Source organism: Streptomyces sp. Sge12 (genome assembly GCF_002080455.1).
Classification (GTDB): Bacteria; Actinomycetota; Actinomycetes; order Streptomycetales; family Streptomycetaceae; genus Streptomyces.
In genome coordinates this window covers 2379794-2392225 of sequence record NZ_CP020555.1, presented here as the reverse complement: position 1 = coordinate 2392225, position 12432 = coordinate 2379794, and the positions used below count along the sequence as shown (strand labels likewise).

The following is a 12432-nucleotide window of genomic DNA, read 5'->3' as shown; positions in this document are numbered from 1 at the left end:
ACCGGCGTACGCTTCCTTCCATGAGCGAGAGAAGCGCCCTTCAGCGGCGGATCCGTGTCTGGCTGGCCCTGTTCATCGTCTGCCTGGTCCTCAGCGGCCTCACCGCCTTCCCCCTGGTCAGCGAGCTCCGCTGGGCCAACGCCCTGATCGACAACGAGTGGCTGCGACGCGTGGGCGACGGCCTGGACCAGGCCGATGCCGCCTACCCCTTCCTCCTCTACGGGACCGACTGGCTCGCCTTCGCCCACCTCGTCATCGCCGTCTTCTTCTACGGGGTCCACCGCGACCCGGTCCGCAACATCTGGATCGTCGACGCCGGCATGATCGCCTGTGCCGGAGTGATACCGGTGGCCCTGATCTGCGGCCCGATCCGGGGCATCCCCCTCTGGTGGAGCGTCATCGACATGGCGTTCGGGGTCTTCGGGGTGATCCCGCTCCTGGTCCTCCGCCGCATGATCAAGCGCCTGGAGGGCCTGGAGGGCCTGGAGCACCGGGAAGCCGTGCCGGCTACCGGGTGAAGGCCGCCATCACGATGTCGAAGGCCACCTTGTTCATGTCCCGGCCCTTGGCGTCCACGGAGTTGACCGAGTAGACGAGGGTGCGCGACAGGTCCCGCGTGCCGCCGATGACGGTGCTGTAGCCGTGGCGCGAGCCCGTCTTGCCGTAGGCCACCGTGCCGTCCGGCAGGACAAGCCGCTTCAGTCCCGCCGTCTGTTCCGCGTCCTCCCCGCTCTCGAAGTCCTTCACCTCCGGCACCGTGAACATCTCCTCCAGCTGCGCCGGGGGTACCAGCCGCCCACCGAAGAGGGCCACCGTGAAGCGCTCCAGGTCCGCCGTCGTCGATATCAGGTCCCCGGCGGCCCAGTTGGACCAGGAGTTCCACTCGGTCACATCCACCAGCTCCCGCGTGCCGTCGGCCCGCGTCACCGCCTGGTAGCCGCGGTTGTGCGGACCCGGTATCCGCGTCTGCGTCCGGCTCGGCAACGAGGTGTCGCGCAGCCCGAGCGGCTTGAATATCCGCGTGGTCACGGCCTGTTCGTAGGACCGGCCCGTCACCTTCTCGATCAGCACGCCCAGGATGGTGTAGTCGATGTTGAGGTAGTGCTGACGGGTCCCCGGGTCGAACTCGGGCCCCTTCGCCACCGCGTTGGCGATCAACGCCCGCGGATCGTCCCGGTCGAACCGGTGGGCCAAGGCGTCCTCGAAGGTGTCACCCGGGCCGTCGGCCGGACGGATGCCACTCGTGTAGTTCAGCAACTGCCGCACCGTGACGGGCTTGAAGGTCCCCGGCAGCAGGCCCGGCAGGTACTCCTGCACCGGACGGTCCAGCTCCACGCGCCCCTCGGCGGCCAGCTGGAGCACCACCGCCGCGGTGAAGGCCTTGGTCACCGACCCCGCCCGGAAGCGGCCCCGCTCCAGCGCCGGGCGCCCCGTACGGACATCGGCGACACCGGAGTGCCCCTGCCAGCTGCCGCTCGAACCGCCCACGCGGACCAGCGCGGCCGTCGCATCCGCGTGCCCGGGGCCGAGCCCGGCGATCGCCTTCTCCAGCGCCCCCGCGTTCGGCGGCGTCGCGATCGCCGGTGTGACCAACCCCTGTGAAAGAGGAGCCGGCGCCGCAGCGGTCGCGGCATGCGCGACGGCCGGACCGGAAGCGATCCCCAGCACCAGAGCGGCGGCGGTCAGCGTGCGCGTCGTGGCGTTCATGATGGTGTGTGCTCCCCCTGTGAGAACCCGGGGCCCGACTGCCCCGATGACCTCAATGCTCCTGCTCACCCGGGTAGTTGCGGATCACCAACGAGAGGGGTCTTCACCGGTACGACAACTCACCGGCGCGAGGGAGGCGACACGCCGCACCTCACTCCCCGGAGGGAGTACCCGCCGCGATCAGGCCCGTTTCGTACGCGCAGATCACCGCCTGGATCCGGTCCCGCAGGCCCAGCTTCGCCAGCACGTTCCCCACGTGCGACTTCACCGTGTGCTCGCTCACCACCAGAGACGCCGCGATCTCCGCGTTCGACAGCCCCCGCCCCAGGTGCAGCAGCGTTTCCCGCTCCCGCGCCGTCAGCACCTCCAGCCGCTCCGCCCGCAGCCCGTGCCGCGCCGCGGCCCCCGTCACCGCCGTGTACTCCTCGATCAGCCGGCGCGCCACCGAGGGCGCCAGCAGGGACTCGCCCGCCGCCACCACCCGTACCGCGTGCACGAGATCGTCCCGCCGCACGTCCTTCAGGAGGAAACCGCTCGCCCCCGCGTGCAGCGCCTCGTACACGTACTCGTCCGAGTCGAAGGTCGTCAGCATCACCGTCCGGCAGGAGCTCCGCGCCGAGATCGTCCGGCACGCCTCGATCCCGTCCAGCACCGGCATCCGGATGTCGAGCAGCACCACGTCCGGCGCCAGCCGGGCCACCGCCTCCACCGCCGCCGCGCCGTCCCCCGCCTCCGCCACGACCTCGATGTCCTCCTGGGCGTCCAGGATCATCGCGAACCCGCTGCGCACGAGCTCCTGGTCGTCGGCCACCACCACACGGATCGTCAACTGCCCACCTCCTGCGGCGAGGCTGCAAGGACCACCCGTACCGAGTACCCGCGCCCGTCGGGCCCCGGGCCGGTCCACGCCGTTCCACCGTGCGCCGCCGCCCGCTCGCGGATCCCGATCAGGCCGTGCCCGCCGCCGGACTTCCCGCCCGGCCCCCTGCCGTCGTCCGTCACCGTCACCGTGAGCGCCCGCGGGCCGTACTCCAGCCGGACGTCCACCGCCGCGGCCCCGGCGTGCTTCACCACGTTCGTCAGCGCCTCCTGCACCACCCGGTGCACCGTCGCCTCCAGCGCCGCCGGCAGCTCGCGCACCTCGCCCGACCGCTCGTACGACACCCGGAGCCCGCTGGCCCGCACCCGGTCCAAGAGCGCCGGCAGCGCCCCCGTCCCGGGCTGCGGCGCACGCGGAGCCTCCGCCTCCGCCGCGCGGAGCACGCCGAGCATCGTCCGCAGCTGCGCCATCGCCTCCCGACCCGTCTCGGCGATCGCCTCGAAGGCGGCCTCGGCCCGGGCCGGCGCCCGGCGCACCGCGACCGGACCGGCCTCGGCCTGCACGATCATGATGCTGACGGAGTGCGACAGGATGTCGTGCATCTCCCGGGCTATCCGGGCCCGTTCGCGCGCCGCCGCCTGCTCCGCCTCGATCCGGTTCGCCCGCTCCAGCTGAGCCGCCCGGTCCTCGACGGCTGCCGTGTACGCCTGACGGGTCGCCTGCAGCCGGCCCAGCGCAACCGCCGCCCCGAAGACGAACAGCGAGAACAGCAGCTCCTTGGCCGTCGCGGTGTTGAGCGCCACGGAGCCCAGGATGGCCGCCGTCACGACCACCCCCATCACGAGCCGCACCCGCGGCGCGCAGATCAGCGCGATCGTGTAGACGGCGATCAGCGCCGCGTACGGCAGCGGCTGCCCGGGACCGTCCAGCGAGAGCCGGTAGAGCGACCCGGCCGCGATCACACCGAACATCACCCACACCGGAGCCCGTCGGCGCCACACCAGCGGTACGTTGACCAGCGTGGTCAGCAGGTACGCCGGCCAGCTCGCAGGCGATTCCTCCGGGTCGCGCGGCACGACGAACGGGATCGTCGTCGCCACCTGCACCAGCAGCATCAGCCCCAGGTCCTGCCAGCGGGGAGGTGCGCTCCGGATCCGCTCCCCGAAGGCCCGTATCACCGCCCGAGCCCGGCCCGGACGGACGCCAGCGCGTCCAGCCGGTTCGTGGTGATCGAGTCGACCCCCGCCGCGACGAGGGCCTTCATCGTGCGCCTGGTGTCGGCCGTCCAGGCCGACACCAGCAGGCCGTCCGCGTGCAGCGCGTCGACCAGCTCCCGGCTCACCAGCCCGAAGCGGTAGTTGAGCCAGCGCGGCGCCAGGGCGTCGACCAGGGCCCGCCGCGGCGGCGACAGCGAGGTCCAGGTCAGCGCGATCTCCGCACCCGGATCGGCGGCGCGGACCGCCAGCATGGTGTTCGGGCCCGCGCAGTAGTACGTGCGCTCGCGCGCCCCGCACTCGCGGACCTGGCCCACGACGATCCGTACCGCTTCCGCAGTGGCGCCCGGGAGGTCGAGCATCAGCCGGCCCGGGCCGGCGGCCATCAGGGCATCGCGCAGCGTGGGCACCCCGCCCAGCGTCAGCTCCTTCAGCTGCGGGGCCGTGACGTCGTCGAGGCGTACGTCGTGACCCCACAGCCGCTGGAGCGTCTCGTCGTGGAGCAGGACCGGCACCCCGTCCCGGGTCAGCCGTACGTCGATCTCGACGTCGTCCGCCCCGCGCGCGAACGCGGAGCGGATCGAGGCAAGGGTGTTCTCACGGACACGGTAGGGATCGCCGCGGTGGCCGACGGCAGTCAGAGTGCTCATGTCCCCATTCTCAGGGGCGCAGTTGTCGCAACGGCGTCAGCGCGCGAGCCATTTCGTGGTGTACGTGTCGATCTCCGCGGTGAGCTTCGCCTTGCCGGCCGGGTCCAGGAAGGAGGCCTCGACGGCGTTCTTCGCGAGCTGCGCGAGCCCGCGCTCGTCGAGGTCGAGCAGGCGCGCGGCCACCGCGTACTCGTTGTTGAGGTCGGAGCCGAACATCGGCGGGTCGTCGCTGTTGATGGTGACGAGCACGCCGGCCGCGACCATCTCCTTGACCGGGTGCAGGTCGAGGTCGGTCACGGCGCGGGTGGCGATGTTGGAGGTCGGGCAGACCTCCAGGGCGATCCGGTGCTCGGCGAGGTAGGCGAGCAGCTCCGGGTCCTGCGTGGCGCTCGTGCCGTGGCCGATGCGCTCGGCGCCGAGATCGCGGATGGCGTCCCAGATCGTCTCCGGGCCGGTGGTCTCGCCGGCGTGCGGGACGCTGTGCAGACCGGCGGCGCGGGCCGCGTCGAAGTACGGCTTGAACTGCGGCCGCGGGACACCGATCTCGGGGCCGCCCAGGCCGAAGGAGACCAGGCCCTCGGGGTGCAGGTCCACGGCGAGCCGGGCGGTCTCGGCGGCGGCCTCCAGGCCGGCCTCGCCGGGGATGTCGAAGCACCAGCGCAGGATGACGCCGAGTTCGGTCTCGGCGGCCCTGCGGGCGTCCTCGATGGCCTCCATGAAGGCCTTCTCGTCGATGCCGCGGCGGGTAGAGGAGTACGGGGTGATGGTCAGCTCGGCGTAGCGGATGTTCTGCCGGGCCATGTCGCGGGCGACTTCGAAGGTGAGGGTGCGGACGTCGTCCGGGGTGCGGACCAGGTCGACCACCGACAGGTAGACCTCGATGAAGTGGGCGAAGTCGGTGAAGGTGAAGTAGTCGGCGAGCGCCTCGGGGTCGGTGGGGACCTTCGAGTCGGGGTGCCGGGAGGCGAGCTCGGCCACGATGCGCGGGGATGCCGAGCCGACGTGGTGGACGTGCAGTTCGGCCTTGGGCAGCCCCGCGATGAAGGGGTGCAGGTCGGTCATGGGGTTGCCTCCGGGAGGACGCGGGTGCGGTCAGTTCGGGATTCATCGTAGGCACGCCGGTGACTGTCGGTGGCAGCGCTTAGCATGGCTGTACGAGAGGGGGGCGCCGTATGACCGACAGCAGTCCTGAGCCGGGGGACCCGTGGGCGCCGCCGGAGCGGCCGGCGGTCGAGCTGGGCAAGCCGCAGGGCGCGCAGGGTGCACCGGGCGTGTCGGGCCCGCCGTCCGTGCACGACCAGCCGACGCTCGCCGGGATGCCGGGCGACCCGTACCCCCCGCCGGCCCCGGCCCAGCCCTATCCGTCGGCCCCGACGCCGACCCCGCCCCCGATGACCGGGCCGCCCGCGTCGGCGGCGTACGGGTACCCGGCCCAGCCCGGTTACGGGTACCCCGGCGACGCCGGACACCCCGGGCAGACCGGCCACCCGGGCTATCCGGGCCATCCGGGGTACCAGGGCTATCCCGGTTACCAGGGCTACCCGGGCCAGGGCCCGTACCCGCCCTACGGGGCCGGGCGCAGCAATGGCTTCGGCATCACCGGGCTCGTCCTCGGGATCCTGTCGGTCGTCGGCTGCTTCACCAGCTTCTTCGCGATAGCCCTCGGCATAGCCGCGATCGTCTTCGCCACCCTCGGCCGCGGCAAGGTGAGCCGCGGCGAGGCAGACAACGGCGGGATGGCGCTCGCCGGCATCATCCTCGGCGCGATCGGCATCGTGCTCGGCGCCCTGATGATCGCGGTCATATTCGCCGGATTCATGGACGAGGGGTCGAATGACGACTCGCCCTACGACAGCCCCTACGACAACTCCCGGCTGCGCGAGAAGGTCTGACCGGGCCCCTCAGGAGGCCCACGGCCAGTCGGCGTTGCCGCCGGCCTCGATCAGGGACACCATCCGGAAGGCCCCGTCCGTGAGCCCTCCGAAGGCGTGCCGGTTCGCGGCGCCGGAGGGCGCGTGCCCGACGCGGTAGCCGGCCAGGTTCCAGGTGTAGACGGGAACCGCGGACGGTACCTCGGCCGTGGGATCGCCGCCGTGGCCGTACGCGGCGGCCTGCTCGTCGGTGATGATCAACACCCGGTCGTGCTCCCGGTAGTGCTGCTTCACCGCCTTGGCCGTGCAGGTCCCGCCGAGATTCCCGAACCGGTCCAGCACCTTCAGTACGGACTCGCCGCGGCAGAAGGGGACCGCCCGGCTGGTCGTACCGAACTCCACCAGGTCGGCCTCCTCGGCCCGCAGCGCCAGCGCCGCACCGAAAACGGCCGCGGCGTCCGCCCGGTTGAGCCGGGACCGGTCCGAGAGCGGGCACCACATCGAGCCCGAGCGGTCGACGAGGACCACCGTCCGCCCGGGCAGCGCCGGTACGTTGGCCAGCGAGTGGCCGAGCGCCTGTTCCAGCGGGTACGCCCAGCGCAGCGAGGGCGCGTGCTGATGGGCGGCCAGGTAGCGGAAGGGGAACTGCCGCGACCGGGCGACGACTTCCGGGTCGGAGATCCTCGCCGCGACCTGCGCGGCCACCGCGTCCGAGACCCCGGCCTGGTCGAAGTTGCGCAGGTTGCGCAGCAGCGCCATCGTGCCCATCGACGGGATGACCGCCTCCCAGGCGGCCGCGTCCATCGGCCCCTGGAGCCAGCCGGCCAGCGCCTCCCAGGTCATGCCCGCCTCCGCGAGCCGCTCGGCGGCGTCCGGGGCGGTGACCACGGCCCGCCGCTGCTCCACCGGCAGTTCCATCAGCGCCCGGTGGGCGGCGAGGGTGCGGTTGCCGGCCGGGACCTGCGCGCTCTCCGGGTGGTGCCTGCGGTCGAGGGCGTGCCGGAACAGCTCGCCCTGCCAGGGCTTGGCCGGGTCGGGGGAGGCGTGCACCAGGTTGAGGACGTCACCGAAGCGGTAGGCCCTGGAGTCGGTGTCGTACTTCAGCAGCGAACTGCCGGAGTAGAGCCGGCGTACCGCGTCGGCGATGCCGCGCTTGACGGGCTTGGGCACGCCCCGCCCGTACGTCGCCGTCCAGTAGGCCAGCAGCTCGCCGGGCTCGTCGGCGCGCCGCAGCACGCGGTCCACGACCTGGCGGTTCGAGGGCCCGTCGGTGGCGCCCGCGTCGAGCCGGGCCTTCACGTACTCGGCGGCGCCGACGAGCGAGGCGGTCCGCATGTTCGCGTCCTCGCGGAGCCAGCCCAGCAGGCCGGCCGTCCAGGTGGGATCCTCGACGGCGAGGGTGCGCACGAGCGCCGCGAAGCGGTCGTCGCGCGCCTCGCCGCTCTCGTAGGCGGTCTGCTGCGTCACGAAGTTGGCGACGGCGAGCAGGAACAGCTCGGAGCGCGGGTCGCGCAGGTGGCCCGGGCCGCCCTGGTGGGTGCGGGCGGGTCCGGCGGAGCGGACGGGCGATGTGGGCGAGGCGGGCGCAGACCTGCGCGCCCGCAGGTTGAAGCGGGCCATGTGAATCCCCCCGAATTCAGTGAGACATGGGGGGAGGCGGGACGTGCGGGATGCCCGAGATCAGAGGTCGGCGACGGACTGAGTCAGGTGCTCTGTCCAGCTGAGCTACCGGCCCGGGGGCCGGGCGGGATTCGAACCCGCCCCCTCCTGATCCCTGGAAGTAACCGTCGCCTGCGCACCGGGCATCCCGCACGCGTGCCTCCCGAGATCGAGGTGGCGGCGGCCTGATTCTCTGCAAGGAAGGAGCCGCAGCCCGCGCACCGGGAGGTGCGTGACGTGAGGTGTCCAGAGAACAACGACATCGGCGAAACCATGCGGTGCTCTACCTGCTGAGCTACACCGGCCGGAGCCGATGACGGGACTCGAACCCGTGACACTCGAAGGAGGTCTCGCCTGCGCACCTGGACGAACATCACGGTAGGGCACCGCCCGCGCCGGCCGCCACGCAATAGTTCCCGCTCGAAGCGGCGCCGCGGGCTTCCGCCGACCTCCGCCTCAGACCTCGGCCGAGGACAGCAGCGTCGCCACCATGACCTGCCCGTCGGCGGCGCCCCGCGACAGCGGGACCCAGATGAGCCCGACCATCCGCGGGCAGTCGCACGTCAGGTCCGCGTCGACGCCGAGGACCGGCTCGCCGGGCCCGACCTCCACGCGGAAGCAGGAGGTCCGGCCCGAGGGGTAGGGCGCGTCGTACGCGTACCGCACGCTCAGGGCGCGCAGGCCGACCTCCTCCGCCACCTCACGGCGGACCGCGTCCTCGGGCTCCTCGCCCGCCTCCAGGCCGCCGCCCGGCAGCGTCCAGTACTCCGGCCCGTCGTGCCGCCCCGTCGGCCCCGGGCCGCGCTCGCGCACCATCAGCACGCAGCCGTCCCGGATGATCACGGCGGCGACCCGGCGCCGCTCCGTCACGCGTCGCCCTCGCGCAGCCGCTTCCGGGCCTCCATGAGGGCGAAGCCCAGCAGGTTCAGCCCGCGCCAGCGCGCCGGCTGCAGGGCGCGCTCGTCGTCGGCCGCGAGGCCGATCCCCCAGATCCGGTCCATCGGGCTCGCCTCCACCAGGACCCGCTCGCCGGTGCCGAGCAGGTACCCGCGCAGCGCCGGGTCCGAGCCGAACTTGTGCACGCTGCCCTCCACCACCAGGGCGAAGCGCTCCCGCTCCCATATCGCATTGTCGAAGCCGCGCACCAGGCGCCCGACCTTCTTCGCCTCGGCCGGGCTCTTCGCCGCCAGTGCAGCCCGCTCCGCCTCGGCGTCGCCGAACAGCCGGGCCTTGCCGGCCATCATCCAGTGCTCCGCGGTCGCATAACGGACGTCACCGACAGTGAAGGCAGAGGGCCACCACTGGCTCATACAGCTCGGTCCGAGCCGGCCGTCCGGCTGCGGCCGGTGCCCCCAGAACGGCAGGTACTTCACCCGCTCACCACGGCTGACCTGCTTGATCAGATCGTCGATCATCTCCATGCACGCGAGTCTGGCAGTCGCCACTGACACTTCGTACGGGATTTTCGGTGTGCCTCGACACATGGTCGACCGATTCCGTCGCGTAATCAAAAGGCAACAACGGAATCACTTGGCCGAGGGCATCACCTCTGCCAGGATCGGCACTCAATTCGAGCTGTAGCTCGAACTGTAGCTACGGAGAGCGTGAGAGCGTTATGGGCAACCGCTTCCAGGTCAAAGACCGCTTCGCGGACGGCGCGCAGTACATCGACGGGCAGCTGAGGTCCGGCACCTCCGGACAGTCACACACCGTGGTCGATCCGGCGACCGGCGACGAGGTCCTCACCTACGAGCTCGCGAGCACCACGGACGTCGACGAGGCCGTCGCCGCCGCCAAGAGGGCCTTCCCGGGCTGGTCCGGCGCCACCCCCGGCGAGCGTTCGGACGCCCTGCACCGGCTGGCCGCCGTACTGGCCGAGCAGGCCGAGGACTTCGCGTACGCCGAGTCCCTCCAGTGCGGCAAGCCGATCAAGCTGTCCACGGAGTTCGACGTACCGGGGACCATCGACAACACCGCCTTCTTCGCGGGCGCGGCCCGCCACCTCCAGGGGCAGGCGGCCGCCGAGTACTCCGGCGACCACACCTCCTACGTACGCCGTGAGGCCATCGGGGTCGTCGGCTCCATCGCGCCCTGGAACTATCCGCTCCAGATGGCCGCCTGGAAGATCCTCCCGGCGATCGCCGCCGGCAACACCATCGTCCTCAAGCCCGCCGAGCTCACCCCGCTGACCTCCCTGATGTTCGCGCAGGCGGCCAAGGATGCGGGCCTGCCCGACGGCGTGATCAACATCGTCACCGGCGCCGGCCGCGAAGCCGGAGAGCACCTGGTGGGCCACCCCGACGTGGTCATGACCTCCTTCACCGGCTCCACCGCCGTCGGCAAGCGGGTCGCCGAGATCGCGACCGCCACCGTCAAGCGGCTCCACCTGGAGCTCGGCGGCAAGGCCCCCTTCCTCGTCTTCGACGACGCCGACCTGGAGGCCGCCGCGCACGGCGCTGTCGCCGCCTCCCTCATCAACACCGGCCAGGACTGCACGGCCGCCACCCGTGCCTACGTCCAGCGCCCCCTGCACGACGCCTTCGTCGCCCGGGTGGCCGAGCTGATGGAGGGCGTCCGCCTCGGCGACCCCTTCGCGCCCACCACAGACCTGGGCCCGCTGGTCTCGCACGCCCAGCGCGACCGCGTCGCCGGATTCGTCGAGCGGGCCCGCGCCTACGCCACCGTCGTCACCGGCGGCGAGATCCCGGCGGGGGACCTGGACCGGGGCGCGTACTACCGGCCCACCCTCATCACCGGAGCCGCCCAGGACAGCGAAGTGGTCCAGTCCGAGATCTTCGGTCCGGTCCTGGTCGTCCTGCCCTTCGACACCGACGACGAGGGCATCGCGCTGGCCAACGACACCCCGTACGGACTCGCGGCCTCCGCCTGGAGCCGCGACCTCTACCGGGCGAACCGGGCCACCCGCGAGATCAAGGCGGGCTGCGTCTGGATCAACGACCACATTCCGATCATCAGCGAGATGCCCCACGGGGGCTACAAGGCCAGCGGCTTCGGAAAGGACATGTCGGCCTACTCCTTCGAGGAGTACACGCAGGTCAAGCACGTGATGTACGACAACACCGCGGTGGCCGAGAAGGACTGGCACCGCACGATCTTCGGGGACCGTCCGTAACCATCTGCGGCTCATCGCCGCGTGGGCCCACCGCCTGACCAGCGGTACACCTCCCGAAAGGGCACAGCGCATGGAGCAGTTCGAGCCCGACCGCCTCTCGGCGGCGCAACTCGCCGCGATGCGGCGCAGCCTCACCAGCGGGCGCGGCGCCCTCACCCGCCGCTCGCTGCTGCGCGCCTCCGGAGTCGGAGCGCTCACCCTCGGAGGGCTGTCCACCCTCGCCGGATGCGGAATCCCGCCCGCCAAACGCGAGGGCGACGCGGCCGCGGCCTCCGACGACCACTCGGCCGGGGAGAAGGAGATCAACTTCTCCAACTGGACCGAGTACATGGACACCAGCGAGGACGAGAAGTCCCGTCCCACGCTGGAGGAGTTCACCAAGCGGACCGGCATCAAGGTCAAGTACACCGAGGACATCAACGACAACGTCGAGTTCTTCGGCAAGATCCGCCCCCAGCTCGCGGCCGGTCAGGACACCGGCCGCGACCTGATCGTGGTCACCGACTGGCTGGCCGCCCGCATCATCCGCCTCGGCTGGGCGCAGAAGCTGGACCCCGCGCACCTCCCGCACGCGTACGCCAACCTGATCCCGCAGTTCCGCACCCCCGACTGGGACCCGGGGCGCTCGTACAGCTACCCCTGGACCGGCATCGACACGGTCATCGCCTACAACGAGAAGGCGACCGGCGGCAAGAAGGTCGACTCCGTCACCCAGATGCTCGACGACCCCTCCCTCAAGGGCCGCGTCGGCTTCCTCACCGAGATGCGCGACAGCGTCGGCATGACCCTGCTCGACCAGGGCAAGGACCCGGCGACCTTCACCACCGCCGACTTCGACGAGGCGATCGGCCGGCTCCAGAAGGGCGTGGACAAGAACCAGATCCGCCGCTTCACCGGCAACGACTACACCTCCGACCTCGACAAGGGCGACCTCGCCGCCTGCCTCGCCTGGGCCGGGGACATCATCCAGCTCCAGGCCGGCAACCCGGACATCAAGTACGCCATCCCCGCCCCCGGATACATCACCTCCAGCGACAACCTCCTGGTCCCCGCCAAGGCCCGGCACAAGGCCAACGCGGAGAAGCTCATCGACTTCTACTACGAGCCGGAGATCGCCGCCCAGCTGGCCGCGTACATCAGCTACGTCTGCCCGGTCGAGGGCGTCAAGGACGAGCTGGCCAAGATCGATCCCGCGCTCGCGGACAACCCCCTGATCGTCCCGGACAAGGCGATGGCCGCCAAGGCCCACGCCTTCCGCTCCCTCACCAGCGAGGAAGAGACGGCGTACGAGGAGAAGTTCGCCAAGCTCATCGGCGCCTGACGCACGCCTTGCGGCGAGCCCGCCGGACCGCGGCACCGACCCCCGGAGGACTCCGGC

12 protein-coding genes are annotated in these 12432 nt (G+C 71.7%); 4 read left to right on the top strand and 8 right to left on the bottom strand.

What is annotated here, in order from left to right:
* The first annotated feature begins 20 nt into the window (after positions 1 to 20).
* Complete coding sequence (locus B6R96_RS10250) at positions 21 to 518, top strand: hypothetical protein (RefSeq protein WP_081522311.1); 498 nt, start codon at positions 21 to 23, stop codon at positions 516 to 518.
* On the opposite strand, the gene B6R96_RS10245 is transcribed toward B6R96_RS10250, so the two are convergent.
* From B6R96_RS10245 to B6R96_RS10225, 5 genes are all read right to left on the bottom strand, one after another.
* On the bottom strand, positions 508 to 1707 hold the full coding sequence (locus B6R96_RS10245) for a serine hydrolase domain-containing protein (protein ID WP_081522310.1): 1200 nt from the start codon (positions 1705 to 1707) through the stop codon (positions 508 to 510). The two genes, B6R96_RS10250 and B6R96_RS10245, sit on opposite strands and share 11 nt — an antisense overlap.
* A gap of 151 nt (positions 1708 to 1858) precedes the next feature.
* Entirely contained in the window at positions 1859 to 2536 is a 678-nt protein-coding gene (locus tag B6R96_RS10240) for a response regulator (protein WP_053701973.1), read from the bottom strand.
* Positions 2533 to 3681 carry a sensor histidine kinase gene (locus B6R96_RS10235; protein WP_443070013.1) on the bottom strand — a complete coding sequence of 383 codons (1149 nt, stop codon included), beginning with the start codon at positions 3679 to 3681 and terminating at the stop codon, positions 2533 to 2535. Before B6R96_RS10235 ends, B6R96_RS10240 begins: the two co-directional genes overlap by 4 nt.
* Positions 3682 to 3701: 20 nt before the next feature.
* A complete protein-coding gene (locus B6R96_RS10230; protein WP_053701972.1) occupies positions 3702 to 4391 on the bottom strand; it encodes a glycerophosphodiester phosphodiesterase in 690 nt (229 codons plus the stop codon).
* A 36-nt stretch (positions 4392 to 4427) separates the two neighbouring features.
* Positions 4428 to 5453 (bottom strand): adenosine deaminase, encoded by a 1026-nt coding sequence (locus B6R96_RS10225; protein ID WP_081522309.1) that lies wholly within the window; start codon positions 5451 to 5453, stop codon positions 4428 to 4430.
* A gap of 110 nt (positions 5454 to 5563) precedes the next feature.
* On the opposite strand from B6R96_RS10225, the gene B6R96_RS10220 reads away from it, so the two are divergent.
* Positions 5564 to 6283 (top strand): DUF4190 domain-containing protein, encoded by a 720-nt coding sequence (locus B6R96_RS10220; RefSeq protein WP_081522308.1) that lies wholly within the window; start codon positions 5564 to 5566, stop codon positions 6281 to 6283.
* Positions 6284 to 6292: 9 nt separating this feature from the next.
* Here the strand turns inward: B6R96_RS10220 and B6R96_RS10215 are convergent, their stop codons facing one another.
* The 3 genes from B6R96_RS10215 to B6R96_RS10205 all read right to left on the bottom strand — a co-directional run bounded on the left by B6R96_RS10215 (position 6293) and on the right by B6R96_RS10205 (position 9342).
* Positions 6293 to 7882 (bottom strand): TROVE domain-containing protein, encoded by a 1590-nt coding sequence (locus tag B6R96_RS10215; RefSeq protein ID WP_081522307.1) that lies wholly within the window; start codon positions 7880 to 7882, stop codon positions 6293 to 6295.
* A gap of 495 nt (positions 7883 to 8377) precedes the next feature.
* Positions 8378 to 8791 carry an NUDIX hydrolase gene (locus B6R96_RS10210; protein ID WP_081522306.1) on the bottom strand — a complete coding sequence of 138 codons (414 nt, stop codon included), beginning with the start codon at positions 8789 to 8791 and terminating at the stop codon, positions 8378 to 8380.
* A complete protein-coding gene (locus B6R96_RS10205; RefSeq protein WP_053177452.1) occupies positions 8788 to 9342 on the bottom strand; it encodes an NADAR family protein in 555 nt (184 codons plus the stop codon). Before B6R96_RS10205 ends, B6R96_RS10210 begins: the two co-directional genes overlap by 4 nt.
* Before the next feature lie 194 nt (positions 9343 to 9536).
* Between B6R96_RS10205 and B6R96_RS10200 the strand changes: the two genes are divergently transcribed.
* The gene (locus tag B6R96_RS10200) at positions 9537 to 11054 is read left to right on the top strand and encodes a gamma-aminobutyraldehyde dehydrogenase (protein WP_081522305.1); all 1518 of its coding nucleotides are present in this window, start codon (positions 9537 to 9539) and stop codon (positions 11052 to 11054) included.
* Positions 11055 to 11124: 70 nt separating this feature from the next.
* Complete coding sequence (locus B6R96_RS10195) at positions 11125 to 12375, top strand: polyamine ABC transporter substrate-binding protein (RefSeq protein WP_053177449.1); 1251 nt, start codon at positions 11125 to 11127, stop codon at positions 12373 to 12375.
* Positions 12376 to 12432 lie beyond the last annotated feature (57 nt).

What these genes read in the sequence shown, in the direction of transcription:
- B6R96_RS10250 (WP_081522311.1), top strand. Translation starts at nt 21, where the DNA reads ATGAGCGAGAGAAGCGCCCTTCAGCGGCGGATCCGTGTCTGGCTGGCC.
- B6R96_RS10245 (WP_081522310.1), bottom strand. Translation starts at nt 1,707, where the DNA reads ATGAACGCCACGACGCGCACGCTGACCGCCGCCGCTCTGGTGCTGGGG.
- B6R96_RS10230 (WP_053701972.1), bottom strand. Translation starts at nt 4,391, where the DNA reads ATGAGCACTCTGACTGCCGTCGGCCACCGCGGCGATCCCTACCGTGTC.
- B6R96_RS10225 (WP_081522309.1), bottom strand. Translation starts at nt 5,453, where the DNA reads ATGACCGACCTGCACCCCTTCATCGCGGGGCTGCCCAAGGCCGAACTG.
- B6R96_RS10220 (WP_081522308.1), top strand. Translation starts at nt 5,564, where the DNA reads ATGACCGACAGCAGTCCTGAGCCGGGGGACCCGTGGGCGCCGCCGGAG.
- B6R96_RS10215 (WP_081522307.1), bottom strand. Translation starts at nt 7,882, where the DNA reads ATGGCCCGCTTCAACCTGCGGGCGCGCAGGTCTGCGCCCGCCTCGCCC.
- B6R96_RS10205 (WP_053177452.1), bottom strand. Translation starts at nt 9,342, where the DNA reads ATGGAGATGATCGACGATCTGATCAAGCAGGTCAGCCGTGGTGAGCGG.
- B6R96_RS10200 (WP_081522305.1), top strand. Translation starts at nt 9,537, where the DNA reads ATGGGCAACCGCTTCCAGGTCAAAGACCGCTTCGCGGACGGCGCGCAG.
- B6R96_RS10195 (WP_053177449.1), top strand. Translation starts at nt 11,125, where the DNA reads ATGGAGCAGTTCGAGCCCGACCGCCTCTCGGCGGCGCAACTCGCCGCG.